Annotated in this window: 12 protein-coding genes; 8 read left to right on the top strand and 4 right to left on the bottom strand. The window is 72.8% G+C overall.

Annotation, left to right across the window (positions count from 1 at the left end; genetic code table 11):
- Positions 1–10: 10 nt before the first annotated feature.
- Both VZL07_RS15350 and VZL07_RS15345 read right to left on the bottom strand, forming a co-directional pair.
- Complete coding sequence (locus tag VZL07_RS15350) at positions 11–925, bottom strand: DMT family transporter (protein WP_426756286.1); 915 nt, start codon at positions 923–925, stop codon at positions 11–13.
- Between the two features lie 55 nt (positions 926–980).
- The gene (locus VZL07_RS15345) at positions 981–1,262 is read right to left on the bottom strand and encodes a rhodanese-like domain-containing protein (RefSeq protein WP_426756285.1); all 282 of its coding nucleotides are present in this window, start codon (positions 1,260–1,262) and stop codon (positions 981–983) included.
- Positions 1,263–1,347: 85 nt separating this feature from the next.
- Between VZL07_RS15345 and VZL07_RS15340 the strand changes: the two genes are divergently transcribed.
- Positions 1,348–1,863 (top strand): GreA/GreB family elongation factor, encoded by a 516-nt coding sequence (locus tag VZL07_RS15340; protein WP_426756284.1) that lies wholly within the window; start codon positions 1,348–1,350, stop codon positions 1,861–1,863.
- 71 nt (positions 1,864–1,934) lie between these two features.
- Entirely contained in the window at positions 1,935–4,451 is a 2,517-nt protein-coding gene (locus tag VZL07_RS15335; protein WP_426756283.1) for an ATP-binding protein, read from the top strand.
- 7 nt (positions 4,452–4,458) lie between these two features.
- On the opposite strand, the gene VZL07_RS15330 is transcribed toward VZL07_RS15335, so the two are convergent.
- Positions 4,459–6,159, bottom strand: a complete 1,701-nt coding sequence (locus tag VZL07_RS15330; RefSeq protein WP_426756282.1) for an ATP-binding protein — start codon at positions 6,157–6,159, stop codon at positions 4,459–4,461.
- Between the two features lie 260 nt (positions 6,160–6,419).
- Here VZL07_RS15330 and VZL07_RS15325 point away from each other — a divergent pair, with 260 nt between their 5' ends.
- The 3 genes from VZL07_RS15325 to VZL07_RS15315 all read left to right on the top strand — a co-directional run bounded on the left by VZL07_RS15325 (position 6,420) and on the right by VZL07_RS15315 (position 11,973).
- Complete coding sequence (locus VZL07_RS15325) at positions 6,420–9,281, top strand: PAS domain S-box protein (RefSeq protein ID WP_426756281.1); 2,862 nt, start codon at positions 6,420–6,422, stop codon at positions 9,279–9,281.
- Positions 9,282–9,410: 129 nt separating this feature from the next.
- Positions 9,411–10,847, top strand: coding sequence for a vWA domain-containing protein (locus VZL07_RS15320; protein ID WP_426756280.1), 1,437 nt, complete (start codon positions 9,411–9,413; stop codon positions 10,845–10,847).
- Positions 10,848–10,863: 16 nt separating this feature from the next.
- Complete coding sequence (locus VZL07_RS15315; RefSeq protein ID WP_426756279.1) at positions 10,864–11,973, top strand: hypothetical protein; 1,110 nt, start codon at positions 10,864–10,866, stop codon at positions 11,971–11,973.
- 8 nt (positions 11,974–11,981) lie between these two features.
- On the opposite strand, the gene VZL07_RS15310 is transcribed toward VZL07_RS15315, so the two are convergent.
- Positions 11,982–12,305 (bottom strand): hypothetical protein, encoded by a 324-nt coding sequence (locus VZL07_RS15310; RefSeq protein ID WP_426756278.1) that lies wholly within the window; start codon positions 12,303–12,305, stop codon positions 11,982–11,984.
- Between the two features lie 295 nt (positions 12,306–12,600).
- Here VZL07_RS15310 and VZL07_RS15305 point away from each other — a divergent pair, with 295 nt between their 5' ends.
- The 3 genes from VZL07_RS15305 to VZL07_RS15295 all read left to right on the top strand — a co-directional run bounded on the left by VZL07_RS15305 (position 12,601) and on the right by VZL07_RS15295 (position 16,507).
- Entirely contained in the window at positions 12,601–13,425 is an 825-nt protein-coding gene (locus VZL07_RS15305) for a sterol desaturase family protein (protein ID WP_426756277.1), read from the top strand.
- A gap of 146 nt (positions 13,426–13,571) precedes the next feature.
- Positions 13,572–13,967, top strand: a complete 396-nt coding sequence (locus tag VZL07_RS15300) for a BlaI/MecI/CopY family transcriptional regulator (protein WP_426756276.1) — start codon at positions 13,572–13,574, stop codon at positions 13,965–13,967.
- Positions 13,964–16,507 (top strand): M56 family metallopeptidase, encoded by a 2,544-nt coding sequence (locus VZL07_RS15295; RefSeq protein ID WP_426756275.1) that lies wholly within the window; start codon positions 13,964–13,966, stop codon positions 16,505–16,507. The genes VZL07_RS15300 and VZL07_RS15295 overlap by 4 nt, the downstream gene beginning before the upstream one ends.
- Positions 16,508–16,518: the final 11 nt, after the last annotated feature.

Raw genomic sequence — 16,518 nt, 5'->3', positions numbered from 1 at the left:
CCGGGACGCATCAGCCCGGCACTGGCCCCGGAGCCCCGCCGCCCGCCGGCGGCTCCGGGGAGGCGCGGGGCACATCGGCCCGCGCCAGCAGCACCGCGGCTCCGAGGATGAGCACCCCGCCCAGCATCTGGCGCGGGGTGAGCCGCTCGTCCAGGAAGAGCGCGCCCAGCACCACCGCCGTCAGCGGCTCCAGGTTGGACACCAGCGAGGTGTTCACCGCGCCGATGCGCTGGATGCCCACGAAGAAGAGCAGCACCGCGGCCACCGTGGACACCAGCGCCAGCCCCAGCACCGCGGCCCAGCCCGTGGCGGTGGCGGGGAAGGCGGGGCCGCGCACCAGCATGGCCACGCCGAAGGAAAAGCCCGCCGCACAGAGGATGACGGTGCTGGAGGCCAGCGGCCCCGCGCTGCCGGACACCCGGGCACTGGCGACGACGTAGACGGTGTAGAGGAGCGCGGACAAGAGGCCCAGCAGCACGCCCAGCAGCGTCGCCCCGCCCTGGGACAGGTCGGCCGTCAGCACGGTGCCGCCCACCGACAGGACGACGGCCAGCCACTTCACCCGGCCCAGGTGCTCGCGGAAGACGAGGCGCTGCACCAGCGCCACCAGCGCGGGGAAGGAGTACAGCAGCAGGGACACCAGCCCCGCGGGCGCGTGCTGCAAGGCGAAGAAGTAGGCGCCGGACTGGCTGAAGTACCCGGCGGCGCCCAGCAGCACCAGCCCCAGCAGCACGCCGCCGCGAGGTGGCCGCTGGCGGCGCCACGCCATGACGCAGGCGAGCACCAGCCCCGCGAGCATGAAGCGCAGGAAGAGCAAGGTGGCCACGTCCGTGCCAGCCGCGTACGCCAGACGTCCGAAGAGGCCGAGCGCGCCGAAGCACACCCCTGACAACGCCACGATGAGGAAGCCCGCCGTGCGGCTCATGGCCGGAGGGCGAACCCTGCTCCAAGGGCGGGCCGGTGTCACCTCCCGCGGATGGCTACCAGTTGCGCACCGACTTGAGGTCGAAGACGTCCGGGAAACCGTTGGCGCGCAAAAGGTGTGCGGCCTGGGCGCTGCGGCCACCGGCGGCGCAGTACACCACCACGCGCGTGCCGGGAGGCCCCACCTCGGCCAGCCGGCGGGGCAGCTCCTGCACGGGGATGTTCCGGGCGGGCTCGGGGTGCCCTTCCTGGAATTCCTGCGGCGTGCGCACATCCAGCAGCACCGCGCCTTCGGCGACGAGCTGCCGGGCCTTCTCCGAGAGTTCCTGAGGCGTCATGCCCCCACTCTAAGGCCGGGCGCGGCGCGGAGGCCCAGCCGAAAACTGGAGGTGTCCACGGCGGACGCTACAGTCCTGTACAATCATGCGACTCGACAAGCATGCACTCCTGGGCCAGCTCGCCGAGCGCCTCCAGCAGAGCGACCGGCTGGCCCACCGCGCCGAGGCCGACGCCCGCGAGGCGGCCCGCAGCCTGGCCACGGAGTCCGAGAAGAAGGAAGACGGCCGCGCCGCGCTGGAGTTCGGCAGCCTCGCCACCGGACAGGCCCAGCGCGCCCGGCGCGTCCAGGAAGAGCTCCTGGCGCTGACGAAGTTCGGCCAGGGAGAGCTGCCGCGATTCACCCGACAGGGTCCGGTGGGACTGGGCGCCATCGTGGACGTCAGCACGGAGGACGAGGAGGGCTTCGCCGAGCGCACCTTCTTCGTGCTGCCCGCCGGGGCGGGCACCGAGCTGACGGGCCCCGGCGGCGACGGCTTCCTGTCCGTCATCACCCCGGCCTCGCCCGTGGGCCGGGCCCTCATGGGACGTAAGGCAGGCGACACCGTGGAGGTGACGCTGGCAGGCGAGGTTCGTGAGTGGACGGTGCTCGAGGTCGCGTGATGTCGGGCCATTGACGAAAGCCCGGGGGGCAGTAGTACCGAAGGCGCCCGCCGCGCGTGAATCCGGGAAAGATGTCTTCTTCGTCTTCACCGCAAATCCAGGCGCCACCTCCGCCCTCGCCCCTGCCGCTCACCTGGCCCGCCGCCGTCGTGGGCCTGATGTTCGGCGTGCTGATGACCTATGTCCCGTACGAGTTCCGGGTGGCCTCGTTCCGGCCGCTCTACCCGTACGTGCGCCTGCTGGGCGTCACCTACCTGACGGGCAGCATCCTCCTCATGGGGGCGCTGCTGTACCCGCGGGCGCCGCGCTGGCTGGACGTGACGGGGCGCCTGCTGCTGGGCGCGGCCATGGCGCTGTACTGGTGGGTGCTCAACGTCCTGCCCGGCAGCTTCACGGGCATCATCCTCTACCCGGTGCTCTTCGGCGGCGTGGTGCTGGAGGCCTGGCCCGCCATGCGCCAGCGGCCGGTGCTGCGCACCTTCACGGCGCTCACCGGCGCGGCGTTCGGCGTGGCCATGCTGGTGGTGCCCGAGCGCTTCCCGCTGTCCGTCTACGCGCACCTGGCGCCGCTGCGGCCGCTGGTGGGCATGCTCTTCGCGCTGTGCGGCGTGGGGATGCTGCTGCCCGCGCACCGGCTCCACCGCCGGCTGCCGTCGCTGCTCATGGGCGGGCTGGCGGTGCCCTTCGCGATGCTCGCCTACGCGCTGGGCCGGGGCTCGTCCTGGCTGGGCGCCTGCGTGTACGCGGTGCTCACGCTGGCGTGTGTCGGCCAGGCGCTCGACTGGCGCCCGCGCGCGCCGCGCACCGTGGGGTGGAAGCTGCTGCGCGGCCTGGCCTTCGCGGGGCTGGTGCCGCTGCTGGCGCTGGGCGGCCTCGCCGCCTACCTGGCGCAGAACGCCATTGAGCAGCAGGTGCGGGACGACACGCAGCGGGCCGCCGCGGGCGAGGCGGACTTCCTGCGCCGCTACCTGGACGACGCGGGCGAGTCCCTGGCGCTGATGCTGGAGTCCCCCGGCTTCCGCGCCGCCTTCGTGGCCGGTGAGCGCGAGCGGCTGGAGCCCTACCTCGGCAACCTGGCCGCGCAGGCCCGGGCCTTCGACGCGGCGCTGGCGGTGGACACCCGGGGCACGGTGCTGGCCGCGTCGCCGGGCGTGGAGGGCTGGAACCTGGCCCCGCGCGACTTCCTGCCCGCGGCCTTCACCCACGGCGCCGAGGTCTCCCCGCCCTTCATCCGCCCCCCCGGACAGCCGCTGGTCGCGGTGACGCAGCCCTTCCGCCAGGACGGCGAGGTGCGCGGCATGCTGGTGGGCCTCTTGTCCCTGGAGCGCCTGAGCCAGCACACCACGCCGGCCTCGCGGCGCTTCCGCGTGCAGGTGCTGGACCGGCGCGGCCTCAAGGTGCTGCGGGATACCGCGCCGGGCGCGCTGCTCCTGGGCGAGGCGCACCTGCCGGAGGCGCTCAACCTGGAGCTCGTCCGGCCCGGCAACGGCGTGCTGGAGGCCTTCGACGCGGCCGACCGCCGCATGCTCGCCGCCGAGGCGCCGGTGGATGGCACCGACTGGAGCGTGCTGGTGACGCAGGAGCTGGTGGTGGCCTACGCGGCGATTACGCGCATGAGCGCCGCGGTGGTGGGGCTGGTGGTGCTGGGCGTCCTCATGGCGCTGGTGCTGTCCCAGCTCGTCGCCCGCGACATCATCCGCCGCCTGGACCACCTGCGCGCCGCCACGGCCGCGCTGACAGCGGGCGACTGGGCGCAGCGCGTGGACGTGGAGGAGGACGACGAGCTGGGCGAGCTGGCGCGCGGCTTCAACGAGATGGCGGCCCGCACCGGCGCCACGCAGACGGAGCTGAAGGAGGCCGTGCGCGCGCGCGAGGAGTTCCTCAGCGTGGCCAGCCACGAGCTGCGCACGCCGCTCACCCCGCTCAAGGGCTTCGCCGCGCTGACGCTCCAGCGGCTGGAGAAGAGCGGGGACTTCCCCGAGCGCGAGCGGCTGCTCAAGGCGCTGCGCTCCATGGCCCGGCAGACGGAGCGGCTGACGCGGCTGGTGGACGACCTGCTGGACACCGCCCGCATCCAGGGCGGGCGGCTGGAGCTGGAGCGCAAGCGGCTGGACCTGGTGCCCCTGCTGGGCGAGGTGGTGGAGCGCTTCGAGCTGCGCGCGGAGTCCGGCATCACCTTCGAGCTCCAGGTCCCCGGCCACGCCGTGGAGGGGGAATGGGACGCGCTCCGCCTGGAGCAGGTGCTCACCAACCTGGTCAGCAACGCCGTGCGCTACTCCCCCCATGGCGGCGCGGTGCGCCTGTCACTGGAGGAGGCAGAGGACTCGGTGCTCCTGCGCGTGCGCGACGAGGGCATCGGCATCCCCCCGGAGAACGTGGCCGACCTGTTCCGGCCCTTCGCCCGTGCGTCCAACGCGCAGGCGCGCCACTTCGGCGGCCTGGGGCTGGGCCTCTTCATCTGCCGTGAAATCGTGGAGCGGCACGGCGGCACCATCTGGGTGGAGAGCCCCGGCCCCCAGCGCGGCAGCAGCTTCCACGTCCGGCTGCCCCGCCGTACCGGGCCCGCCGTCCCCGCGAGCGCGGCCTGAGCGCGGCTCAGTCCGCCGAGGGCTCCGGGACGCTGTGCGCCGTCAGCCACTCCTCGGGGATGTCATCGCCGCGCGGCAGCTCCAGCACGAAGACGGAGCCCTGGCCGGGCTCGCTGGTGGCCCGCACGGTGCCCCCGAAGGCCTCCACAATCTGCCGGGTGATGTAGAGCCCCAGGCCCAGGCCGCCGTAGTGCCTGTCGCTCACCGCGCGCTCGAAGCGCTCGAAGATGCGCGGCAGGTCCTCCGCGGAGATGCCGATGCCGCCGTCGCGCACCGAGAGGCGCGCGGTGAGCCCCTCCGCCTCCACCGCCACGCGCACGGGGCGGCCGGCGCCGTACTTCAGCGCGTTGGACAGCAGGTTCGTCACCACCTGCTCCAGCCGCAACCGGTCCCACCGGCCCATGACGGGCACCGGCGCGTGCAGCTCCAGCTCGCACTGGAGCTGCGCGGCGGACGGCGCGAAGCGGTAGAGGACGTCCACCGCCACGCTGGCCAGGTCCAGCTCCTCCACCTCCAGCTTCAGGCGGCCCGCGGTAATCCGCGACACGTCGAGCAGGTTGTCCACCAGGTTCGTCAGCTTGCGCACCTGGCGCTGCACCACCTCCAGCGTCTCCGACACGCGCTCGGCGGGCACCGGCTGGTGGTGCGCGGCCATCCCATCCACCTGGCGTTGCAGCAGCTGCACCTTGAGGTGCAGCGGCGTCAGCGGCGTCTTGAGCTCGTGGCTGGCGATGCCCAGGAACTCGTCGCGCAGGCGCACCGCCTCGCGCGCCTCCTGGAGGAGCTGCGCGTTGTCCACGGAGAGCGCGGTGCGGCGGGCCACCTCCTCGGCCAGCCTCGCCTCCTCCACGCCGAAGTCCCGCGCCGCGTCCGCGCGAAAGAGGGCCAGCGTGCCGATGACGCGCTCGCGCGCCACCAGCGGCACGCCCAGGTAGCAGCACGGGCCCAGCCCTCGCAAAAGCCGCGCGTGCTCCGCGTCCCGCGCCGACGCGGTCAGCTGCGCCTCCGTCACCCGCAGCCGCTCCGACTGGCCGGTGCCGAACAGCGGCAGCACGCGCTCGGGCGGCAGCAGATAGTCGCGCAGCACCTCCTCCAGCAGGGCGTGGCGGTCCGGCTCGGCATGCAGCGACGCCACCGGCCGGGGCGCCTCACCGGGCGCGCCCAGGTACAACACCGCGGCGTCCGCGAGCGCCGGCACCAGCAGCCGGAGCAGCCGCGGGGCGACCTCCTCGTCGAAGGTCGCGCCCAGCAGCGCGCCGGCCTCCGCCAGCAGCCGCGTGGAGTCCACCGCGCCCACTTCGGGCGACGAGGCCACCTCGCACGCGCGCAGCAGCGCCCCCGCGGTCAGCCCTTCACGCGTCCCCAGCGGCACCGCCGACGCCCGCAGCACCACCTGCGTCCCGTCCGGCCGGCGCACCCGCCAGTGGGCCTCCGGCACCTGCTCGCCCGTGAGCGCGCGCGCCAGCGGCGGCACCTCCACCGACATGGATGCGTCGTCCGCACGCATCCATACACAGCCGGGCAGCCACCCGTGCTCGGCGCGCTCCGGACGGCCCATGCGGAAGTGGCGCCCAGCCTCTCTGTTGAATGCGAGCACACGCCCGGTGACATCCAGCAGCACGAGCGCTTCTCCCGACTGCTCGAGCAGCAGCCGGAGCACCCCATCCTTCAGCAGGGCGTCCACCTCTTCGGAGTCCGGACGAGTCATCGAAAGCGAAGCGCTTCCAGAGGCCATGAGGGACGTCCCGCAAGCAGAGGCAGCATGGAGGCATGTCCGCCACTGCGGAAGAAAGTAAGCCCCCGTGCCTCCACACAACACCAGGAGGGGTTGCATCCCCATCCCGAGCCAACCAGGGTCATCGAGGCCCCCCTTGCTTGCCTGCCCGGAAATCCAGATTCTCTCGCCCTTTGTAGCGCACCCGGGTGACCTTGCGTCCACCCGTGCGGCCCACTTTCTCGAGCTCCATCATGCAGAAGCCGCACACCACGCCTGACTGGACCTCCAGCGAGCACCGTTACCGCCTGGTCATCGACAGCCTGAAGGAAGTCGTCTTCCAGACGGACCTGAATGGGACGTGGACCTTCCTCAACCTGGCGTGGACGGACATCACCGGCTTCAGCGTGGAGGAGAGCCTGGGGCGCTCCTTCATGGACTTCGTCCATCCGGAGGACGTGGGACAGAACCCCGAGCCCCTGCGCCGGCTGTTCGCGGGCGAGGTGGAGTCCGTGCGGCACGAGGTGCGCTACCGCACGCGCGACGGCGACTACCGCTGGGTGGAGGTGTTCGCCCGGCTGATGCACGACAGCGACGGCACCATCCTGGGCACGGCGGGCACGCTCAACGACTTCACGGAGCGCAAGGCGGCGGACGGCGCGCTGGCGCGGCGCGAGCGCTACCTCACCGCGCTGGTGGACATGCAGCAGCGGCTGCTGGCCACGCAGGACGGCGGAGACCTCTATGGCCCGGCGCTGGCGCCGCTGGGCCAGGCGTCGGGCGCCAGCCGCGTCTACGTGTTCGAGCTGCACCGGGCGCCGGACGGCTCGATGCTGTGCAGCCAGAAGGCGGAGTGGTGCGCCCCCGGCGTGAAGCCGGAAATCGACAACCCGGACCTCCAGAACCTGCCCGTGGAGCCCGCGCTGCGGCGCTGGAGCGAGACGATGTCGCGCGGCGACGTCATCGAGGGGTTGGTGGCGGACTTCCCGCTGCCAGAACGCGAGCTGCTGGAGCCGCAGGGCATCCTGTCGCTGCTGGCGCTGCCCCTGCGGGTGCGCGGGGTGCTGACGGGCTTCATCGGCTTCGACAACACCCTGGAGGCGCGGCGGTGGGACCGGCTGGAGGTGGACCTGCTGTCGGCGGCGGCGGGCGCCATCTCCATGGCCCTGGAGCGGCGCGAGTCGGAGCGCGCGCTGCGCGAGCGCGAGCGGCGCTTCCGGCAGCTGGCGGAGAACGCGTCGGACGTCCTCTACGTCTACCGGCGCGAGGCCCCGCGCGGCTTCGCCTACGTCAGCCGCGTGGCCCACACCAAGCTGGGCTACGGGCCGGTGGCGCACTACGCGGACGCGGAGCTGTGGTACCGGCGCGTGCACGAGGAGGACCGGGCGCTGATGGAGCAGCTGCTGGAGGCGCCCGAGCCCTTCCAGGGCGCGCCGGTGGTGGTGCGCTTCCTCCACCCCGACGGGCGCACGCTGTGGCTGGAGCACGTGGTGGCGCCGGTGACGGACGCCTCCGGGCGGATGGTGGCGGTGGAAGGCCTGGCGCGCGACATCACCGAGCGCCGGCAGGCGGAGGAGGCCCTGCGCCTGTCCGAGGCGAGCTTCCGCGCGCTGCTCGAGGGCGTGCCGGACGCGGCCGCCATCGAGCGGGACAACCAGATTGTCTACGCCAACGCGGCGCTGGTGGCCACGCTGGGCTTCGAGCGCGCGGACCAGCTGGTGGGGCGGGCCCTCACGGAGTTCGTGCGCGACATGCGCAGCCCGGAGGCGGTGAAGGCGGGCGCGCTCACCGGCGAGCGGCGGCTGGTGCGCCGCGACGGGCGCACGCGGGTGGCGGAGGTGGTGTCGCTGCCGCTGCGCTTCGACGGTCAGCCGGCCGTGGTGTCCATTGCCCGTGACGTGACGGAGCAGCGCCAGCTCCAGGCGCGCCTGACGCTGGCGGACCGGCTGGCGTCGGTGGGCACGCTGGCGGCGGGCATCGCCCACGAAATCAACAACCCGCTGGCCTTCGTGCTGTCCAACCTGGGCTTCCTCGCCGACGAGTTCCGCCGCAGCCTGCCGCCCGGGGACGGCGCGGCGGCGCTCCAGGCGCGGCTCAAGGGCGAGCCCGACCTGGGGGAATGGCAGGAGGTGCTGAGCGAGGCCTGCGAGGGCGCCGAGCGCGTGCGGCAGATTGTCCGCCAGCTCAAGACGTTCTCCCGCCCGGACGAGGAGCACGTGTCGCCGCTGGACGTGCACGCGGTGCTGGAGTCGGTGGCGATGATGGCGGCCAACGAAATCCGCCACCGCGCGCAGCTGCGGCGCGAGTACGGAGACATCCCGCCCGTCATGGCCAACGAGGGCAAGCTCAGCCAGGTGTTCCTCAACCTGGTGGTGAACGCGGCGCAGGCCATTCCGGAGGGCGCGGCGCACCGGCACGAAATCCGGCTGGCCACGCGGCTGGACGGCGTCGGGCGCGTGGTGGTGGAGGTGAGCGACACGGGCGTGGGCATCGCCCGCGAGGTCATCGACCGCATCTTCGACCCCTTCTTCACCACCAAGCCCGTGGGCGTGGGCACCGGCCTGGGCCTGTCCATCTGCCACAGCATCATCAGCGGCCTGGGCGGCGACATCACCGTGGACAGCGAGCCGGGGCGCGGCACGCTCTTCCGGGTGGTGCTCCCCACGCCGCAGTCGGTGGAGCGCTGGGGCGCCGCGGAGCCACCCGCCCCGCTGCCCCCCAGCGCGCCGCGCGGCCGGGTGCTGGTGGTGGACGACGAGCCCGCGGTGGGGCGGGTGCTGCAGCGCATCCTCCGGGGGCACCAGGTGGACGTGGCGTGCAGCGGCCGCCAGGCGCTGGAGATGCTGGAGCAGGGGCTGGAGCCGGACGCGGTGCTGTGCGACGTGATGATGCCGGACCTGACCGGGCGCGACGTGTACGAGGCCGTGCTGCGTGAGCACGCGGGCCTGGAGCGCCGCTTCGTGTTCGTCTCCGGCGGCGCGTTCACCACGGGCGCGCGGGACTTCCTGGCCAGCATCCCCAACCTCCTGCTGGAGAAGCCCTTCGATGAGTCACGGGTCCGCACCGTGGTGGAGGACATCGTGCGCCAACGCCAGGAGGCCGCGCACGACGCCTGAGCGGGGGGCGCGCGGCGGCATCGGCCAACGGGTGGACCCTCCTCCCGGTGACCGATGCGCGGAGAGTGGGGCTCGGGCGAGTGTGGCGACCCAGCACCCCTGACACCCTTTCCGATTCCGAGGCCCTGAATGAACCGCTCGCTGCTGCTGGTCGCCGCCACCGGTGCGCTCGCCGTGGGCGCCCTCCTGTTGGGCAAGCCCCCTCAGCCGCCTGAGCCGCCGCCGCCGGCCGTCACCGACACCAGCCACACGGTGAGGCGCCCGGAGGACCCGCCCGCGGTCTACACGCTGCCGCTGGTGTCGTCGGCGCCGGAAGGTGGCGCCGTCTCCATGTCGGGCAAGCTCTCCGGTGGATACGTGCAGACGGGGCCCAGCGAGGCCTTCGCGTGGCTGGAGCTGAAGGCGCGCGCGCCCGAGTCCGGCCAGCGTGTGCCCGTCAACCTGGCGCTGGTGCTGGACCGCTCCGGCTCCATGGGCGGACAGAAGCTGAACGACGCCCGGCGCGCCGCCATGGAGCTGGTGCAGCGGCTGACGCCGGAGGACCGGCTGGCCTTCATCGACTACGGCACCGACGTGAAGGTGCACCACAGCCAGAAGATGACGCCCGAGGCGCGCGCGGAGCTGCTCTCGCTCATCGCGGCGCTGCGCGATGACGGCAGCACCAACATCAGCGGCGCGCTCGCCGCGGCGGCCGACACCCTGCGGCCCCACATGCGCGAGTACCGCGTCAGCCGCGCCATCCTGCTGAGCGACGGGCAGCCCACCACCGGGCTCACGCGCGACACGGACCTGTTCGACCAGGTGCGCCGGCTGCGCGCGGACGGCATCACCGTCAGCGCGCTGGGCGTGGGGCTGGACTACCAGGAGCTGCTGATGCGCGGCATGGCCGAGCAGGGCGGCGGCTTCTCCGGCTTCATCGACGACTCGTCGCGGCTGGCGGAGGTCTTCTCCCGCGAGCTGGACCAGGCGACCAGCACCGTGGCCCGGCTGGTGGAGCTGCGGCTGGACGTGCCCCCCGAGGTGCAGGACCTGGAGGTCATGGGCATGGCGTCCTTCCGCGAGGGCAATGTGCTGAAGGTGCCGCTGTACGACCTGGCGGGCTCGCAGAGCGTGCGCGTGGTGGCGAAGCTGTCGCTGAAGACGGACCAGCGCGCGGGCACCCTGGCGCTGCTGAAGGCCCGGCTGCACTACGTGGACGTGGCGCGCGACATGCCGACGGAGACGGCGCTCGAGCTCACCGCGCAGGTCACGGACGACGTGGCGCGCGTGCGCGCCCACCTGGACAAGGACGTGCGGGTCCACGCGACGCGGGCGTTGGGCACCCAGCAGATGGTGGCCGCCGCGGAGGAGATGAAGCGCGGCAACAAGGCGAAGGCCCGTAGCCTGCTGGACAACGCCCGGTCGATTTTCGGCACCTCCGCGGACGCGCTCGCGGGGGAGCTTGCGGACGTGCGCACCTCCCAGGCAGCCTTGGCGGGAGCGGCCAGCGTGGAGGAGGCGCAGGCCGAGTCGCGCAACCTCCTCAAGAAGTCCATCAAGAACTTCGGCCAGAACAATACGTACTAGCAGGACGGTGACCCACATGGCCCTCTCCGTGCAGTTGTTCCACCGCGAGGAGTTCGAGACCCGCACGCTTCGCGCGCTGGGAGGCGCCGCCGGCATGGGCCTGCTCGCGGGCGCCGCCCAGCGGCTGCACATGGACCTGGGCCCGGGGTACTTCGCCGTGGCCGCCGCGGCGCTCGCGTGCGCGAAGCCCACCGGGGTCCACCCCCTGGCGCTTCGCCTGGCGCTGGCGGTGCTGCCCGCCCTGCCCCACTTCTTCGAGGCGCCGGACCCGGTGCCCCAGAGCATCGGCGCCGCGCTGGCCGCGGCGCTGGTGGCCTGGCTGGGCCATGGGCGCGAGCACCCGGGCAAGCCCGACGCGGTGGCCGCGAGCGCCGCCGCCGCGGGCGTGCTCGTGCCCCTGGGGCTGTACGTCCAGCAGGTGCTGGAGGCGCGCTTCCTGGGGAGCACCGGTCTGCTGTCCGCGCTGGTGGGCTTCCTCGTCGTGGGCCTCTTCTGGAGCGTGGGCACGCTGCCGGCCAACATCGTCGTGGAGCTGGACGCGGTGGAGGCGCGAGGCCGGCGCCTGGAGGACGCCCTCAAGGGCGAGTCCCGCGTGCTGGCCGTGCGCGCGCTGGGCCTCTACCGCCAGTGCAAGGCGGCGGTGATGAAGCTGCCCGCCAGCACCGGGCGCGCCGAGCTGCTGGGCGTGCTGGAGAAGCTGGCGGCGGAGAGCTTCTCACTGGCGGAGGCCCACTTCGGGCTGGCGGCGCAGCTCGGCTCGGTGGTGGCCAATGACGTGGACGCCCAGGTGCGTGAGCTGCGCGAGCGCGCCGCCGCCACCCAGGACGCGGTGGCCCGGCGGCAGCTGGAGCTGGCCGCGTCCTCGCTGGGCGAGGAGCTCAATCACCTGGACGTGCTGGCTCGCCGCAGCGAGCGGCTGCTGGCCCAGCTCCACGCGCAGGTGGCCCTGCTGGAGCGGGCCCGGGTGTCCTTCATCGGGGTGCAGGGCAGCGAACTGGGCGCCAAGGGCGCGCAGGCCGCCGAGCTGGCACGAAAGCTGAAGCAGCTGGGCGAGCCGCCCTCGAGCGCGCCCGTCGAGGACGTCGCGCCGGTGGCGGCGTCCCAGCCCACGCGCCTCATGCCCTGAGAATGAGGCTACTTCTCGGAGGCACGGCCCGAGCGCTTGCGGCGCGGAGGCGGCTTGCGGCTCACCAGCGGCGCGTGGAGTTGATCCGCGATGCGCTGCTCGATGGCCTCGCGCGTGCTGCGGGCCTGGACGAGCGCCGCCTCGATTTCCTCACGCACGCGCGCCGCCTGCTCCTCCGCCGTGGCGCGGTACTCCGACGCCGTGCGGCGGAGCGCGATGGCGCCTCGCTCGGGTGGGGCCTTTCGTTCACCTGTGCGCACCGGCCTGGAGGCCGCCGTCCTGCGTCTGCGCACCTGCGTCCTGGGGGTCTGTTGTCCTTCATGCTCCGCCATCGGCACCTCCCGGAAAGTCGTCCTGTCTTCCGAGAAAGTGGGCTGCTGTCGGACGCGAAGGAAGCCCGTGCCTGAGCCGGCCTCTGGGCAGGCGGGCAGCGTGCCGTCTGTTCACTCAACAGGCTTGCTTCTTGGCGGCTCCAGAAAAACGCTACCGGGCGTCATTCAGGATGCAGCATTTTCAAACGCCCCTGCTACTGACAGCACCGCCGTAAGCCCCGAGGCCGGCGGGCGCGGCGTGGATCCTGTCCTGCTCTGTCTGCCCTCGAGGGCAGCGACTCCTTGCGAGGATACCGTGGCGGTCAGCGCACCCTTTTCGTTCCTGAAGAACCGGAAGCACAACCTGGACCGGATGACGCTGGGGGATTTGGTCTTCTCGTTCTTCACCTACTACGCCGTGGTGGCCTACATCACCGTGGGCCTCATCAGCCTGGCCCTGGCGGTGAAGTGGTTCGAGAACCCGCTGCGCATGCTGCTGGCCATGCTGGCCGCGAGCGTGGCGTTCCCCTTCGGCTGGTACCTGGTCCACAAGCACATCCTGCACAGCCGCTTCCTCTACAAGTCGCCCCTCACCGCGGCGACGTGGAAGCGCATCCACTTCGACCACCACCAGGACCCCAATGACTTGCGCGTGCTCTTCGGCGCGCTGGCCAACGTGCTCCCCACCGTGGGCGGGGTGATTGCGCCCATCGGCTACCTCATCGGGGGCAAGGCGGGCGCCGCCGCCGCGCTGGGCTGGGCCATGGTGATTACGTGCTTCTACGAGTTCTGCCACTGCATCCAGCACCTGAACTACACGCCCAAGCTCCAGTTCCTGAAGGACATCAAGCGGCTGCACCTGTCGCACCACTTCCACAACGAGCAGGGCAACTACGGCATCACCAACTACTTCTGGGACCGCCTCTTCGGGACCTACTACGAGAAGTCCGGTGACCGGCCCAAGAGCCCCACCGTCTTCAACCTCGGCTACACGGCCGAGGAGGCCCAGCGCTACCCCTGGGTGGACCGCCTCTCCGGTGGCACCCGCGGCGACGGCCACCCGCGCCGCTTCTGGGAGAACACGGCCGCGCCCGGCGCTCCCCAGCCCCCGACGGAGCCCGCGGCACGCCAGGAGGGCTGACGGCCAGGCGCCCGGACGAAGGCCCGCCCCCTTCCTCACGCCGAGGCAGGGGGCTTTTCACGGACTCAATCTACGAAGGGCTTCGTTGACATCTACGAACGCATTCGTAATATAGCCACAGGCAATCGAGTCGCAGAGGGAGCGTCATGAGCGAGACGAAGCTGCCGCGCCCCACGGATGGGGAGCTGGCCATCCTGCGGGTGCTCTGGGAGCGCGGGGACAGCACGGTGCGGGAGGTGCACGAGGCCCTCACCCGGAACGAGCCGGAGGGCACCGGGTATACGACGGTGCTGAAGCTGATGCAGATCATGACGGAGAAGGGGCTGGTGGAGCGCGACGAGTCCCAGCGGGCGCACGTGTACCGCGCCCGCGCCACGGAGCAGCGGACCCAGCGGCAGCTGGTGACGGACCTGGTGGACCGCGCCTTTGGCGGGTCTCCGGCGCGGCTGGCGATGCAGGCGCTGGCGTCGAAGAAGACGCGTCCCGAGGAACTGGCGGAGCTGCGCCGGCTGCTCGACACCCTGGAAGGAGGCGAGGAATGAGCCAGCTGCTGATGGAGTCCATCGGTTGGGCCCTGCTGCACTCGCTCTGGCAGGGCACGTTGGTGGCGCTGACGCTGGCGGTGGCGCTCGTCACGGTGGGGCGGCGCGCGGCGCATGCGCGTTACGCGCTCGCGTGTGGGGCGCTGGTGCTGACGCTCGCGCTGCCGGTGGTGTCGGGGTGGAAGCACTTCCAGGGCGCGCCCGCGCGGCGGGATGCGGCGGTCTCGGTGGACGTGCCGTCTCCGCGCCCGGAGGTGGCGGCGCACGAGCCCGCGGTGGCGTTCGCGGCGGGGCTCCGCCCGGAGCCCGAGACCCGGGCCCGGACGGCGGAGGCTCCGGCCGACGCGGCGCAGGAGTGGATTGACGCGGACATGGCCGAGGACGGCCCCGCGTTCGGCGTCGAGAGCACCGTGCTCGCGCGGATGGGGCCGATGCTCGTCGTTGGCGGCCTGCTGCTGCAACGCGCGCTGTCCGTGGTGGAGCTGCACCTCCACTGGCTGGTGCTGGCCTGGGTGGCGGGCGTGGGCCTGTGCTCGGGACGGATGGCGGCGGAGTGGATGAAGCTGCGCCGGCTGACGCAGCGGGCCCTGCCCGCGCCCGAGGCGTGGCAGGAGCGGATGGACGCGCTGGCCCGGAAGCTGGGCCTGCGCCGCGCGGTGCGGCTGCTCCAGTCGTACGACGTGGATGTGCCCTCGGCGGTGGGCTGGCTGTCGCCCATGGTGCTGCTGCCCGTGTCCACCCTGTCCGGGCTTCCCGCGCGGCAGCTGGAGATGGTGCTGGCCCATGAGCTGGCCCACATCCGCCGCCACGACTTCGCGGTGAACCTGGCCCAGGTGCTGGTGGAGACGCTGCTCTTCTTCCACCCGGCGGTCCGGTGGATTTCCCACGTCATCCGCGTCGAGCGCGAGCACTGCTGCGATGACGTCGCGGTGGCGGCCAGCGGGAGCTCCGTCTCCTACGCCCGGGCGCTGACGGCGCTCGAGGCCTTGCGTGTCCTGCCGGAGACGCCGAGCCCCGCGATGTCCGCGCTCGGGGGCTCGCTGCCGGAGCGCGTGCGCCGGCTCATCACCCTGCCCTCGTCGCGCTGCGCTTCGCGCTGGGCCGCGGGCGCCTCGGTGCTCACGCTGGTCAGCAGCCTCGCGATGGCCGCGCCGCTGACGTCGCTCATGCTGGGGCAGCTGGCGGCGCAGGCGGATGACGTCGAGCCAGAGCGCCTCACGGCGACGACGCCGGGAGCGCCCCATGGTGGGACGTCGGGCGACGCCGTGCCGGAGGCATCCGAGCGCGTCGGTGCCGCGGCGCCCCTCCGCCTGTCGCCAGTGGCCGCGGGCAGCCCGGCCATCCACGGGCGTCCCCTCCCCACGCCAAGGGCTCCTCCCGCGCCGGTCGCGCCCCCCGCACCGGTGGTGCCGCCAGCCCCAGCGGGCGTCGTGGCCCTCCGAGTGGCGCCCGCGCCGGCCGCAGCGCCTGCCGCCGCTGGGGGCATCGCAGCCATCAACGCGGCGCCGGAACCGGTCGCAGCGCCCGCCGCCTCCGCGAGCATGGCGGCGGCCCAGGCGACGCCCGCGCCGGTCGCCACGCCCGCCGCCTCCGGAGGCACCGCGGCTATCAAGGCGGCGCCGGCGTCCGCGGCCCCACGTCCGGCGCCGGCCCCCACGCCGGTGGCCCCGCCCGAGCCGGAAGCGGCGCCCGAGTTCTCCGCGACCATCGCGGCCACGGCCCTCACCGCGGTCGAGGCCGTCATGGACAGCCTTCCTCAGCTGGCCTTCGACGCGACGCGGAGCCTGGGCGCGCGCTCGCAGAAGGCCCGGGACTCGCAGACGCAGGTGGGCGCCGGTCAGCACCTCTCCGTGGACCAGCTGGTCAAGCTGAAGGTCGCGGGGGTGACGCCGGAGCACGTGAAGCAGATGACGGACCTGGGCTACACGCCCACCGTCTCCAACCTGGTGGGCATGCACCACGCGGGCGTCACGCCGGAGTACGTCCAGGAGATGAACGCCCGCTTCGGCAGGAAGCTGGACGCCGAGGAGCTGACCCGCATGCGCCACCTGGGCGTCACGCCCGGGTACATCGAGGCCCTCAAGTCCGCGGGCTTCTCCGTCGAGGACCCGGACGCCCTGGTCCACGCGCGCGCCGTGGGCGTGGACGAGACCTACGTGCGAGGCCTCAAGGCCACGGGCTACACGAACCTCTCGCTCGACGAGCTCGCCCAGCTCCGCGCGGTGGGCGTGAGCCCGGAGTACATCGACGCCATGAGCAAGCACGGGCTGTCCAGGCTGTCGCCCAAGGAGCTCAAGCAGCTTCGGGCCGTGGACGTCTCGCCTGAGTGGCTCTCCGGGATGCGCAAGGCGGGCGTGCAGGCCACCGACGCGAAGACGCTCAAGCGGCTGCGCACCATGGGCGTGGACGCCGAGTTCATCCGCGAGCTCCGCGACGCGGGCATGACGGACCTCTCCGCCGACGAGCTGGTGCGGCTGCGCACCGGCGGCGTGGACGCCGACTTCATCCGGAAGATGCGCGGCACCGGCTCGAAGAAGTGAGCCGGCGTCCC

Origin of the sequence: Pseudomyxococcus flavus, from assembly GCF_050038885.1 — a bacterium.
Taxonomy (GTDB): domain Bacteria; phylum Myxococcota; class Myxococcia; order Myxococcales; family Myxococcaceae; genus Myxococcus; species Myxococcus flavus.
This window is presented reverse-complemented; position numbering and strand designations above follow the sequence as displayed.

Coding starts and splice junctions, on each gene's coding strand:
- VZL07_RS15350 (WP_426756286.1), bottom strand. CDS start 925: ATGAGCCGCACGGCGGGCTTCCTCATCGTGGCGTTGTCAGGGGTGTGC.
- VZL07_RS15345 (WP_426756285.1), bottom strand. CDS start 1,262: ATGACGCCTCAGGAACTCTCGGAGAAGGCCCGGCAGCTCGTCGCCGAA.
- VZL07_RS15340 (WP_426756284.1), top strand. CDS start 1,348: ATGCGACTCGACAAGCATGCACTCCTGGGCCAGCTCGCCGAGCGCCTC.
- VZL07_RS15335 (WP_426756283.1), top strand. CDS start 1,935: ATGTCTTCTTCGTCTTCACCGCAAATCCAGGCGCCACCTCCGCCCTCG.
- VZL07_RS15330 (WP_426756282.1), bottom strand. CDS start 6,159: ATGACTCGTCCGGACTCCGAAGAGGTGGACGCCCTGCTGAAGGATGGG.
- VZL07_RS15325 (WP_426756281.1), top strand. CDS start 6,420: ATGCAGAAGCCGCACACCACGCCTGACTGGACCTCCAGCGAGCACCGT.
- VZL07_RS15320 (WP_426756280.1), top strand. CDS start 9,411: ATGAACCGCTCGCTGCTGCTGGTCGCCGCCACCGGTGCGCTCGCCGTG.
- VZL07_RS15315 (WP_426756279.1), top strand. CDS start 10,864: ATGGCCCTCTCCGTGCAGTTGTTCCACCGCGAGGAGTTCGAGACCCGC.
- VZL07_RS15310 (WP_426756278.1), bottom strand. CDS start 12,305: ATGGCGGAGCATGAAGGACAACAGACCCCCAGGACGCAGGTGCGCAGA.
- VZL07_RS15300 (WP_426756276.1), top strand. CDS start 13,572: ATGAGCGAGACGAAGCTGCCGCGCCCCACGGATGGGGAGCTGGCCATC.
- VZL07_RS15295 (WP_426756275.1), top strand. CDS start 13,964: ATGAGCCAGCTGCTGATGGAGTCCATCGGTTGGGCCCTGCTGCACTCG.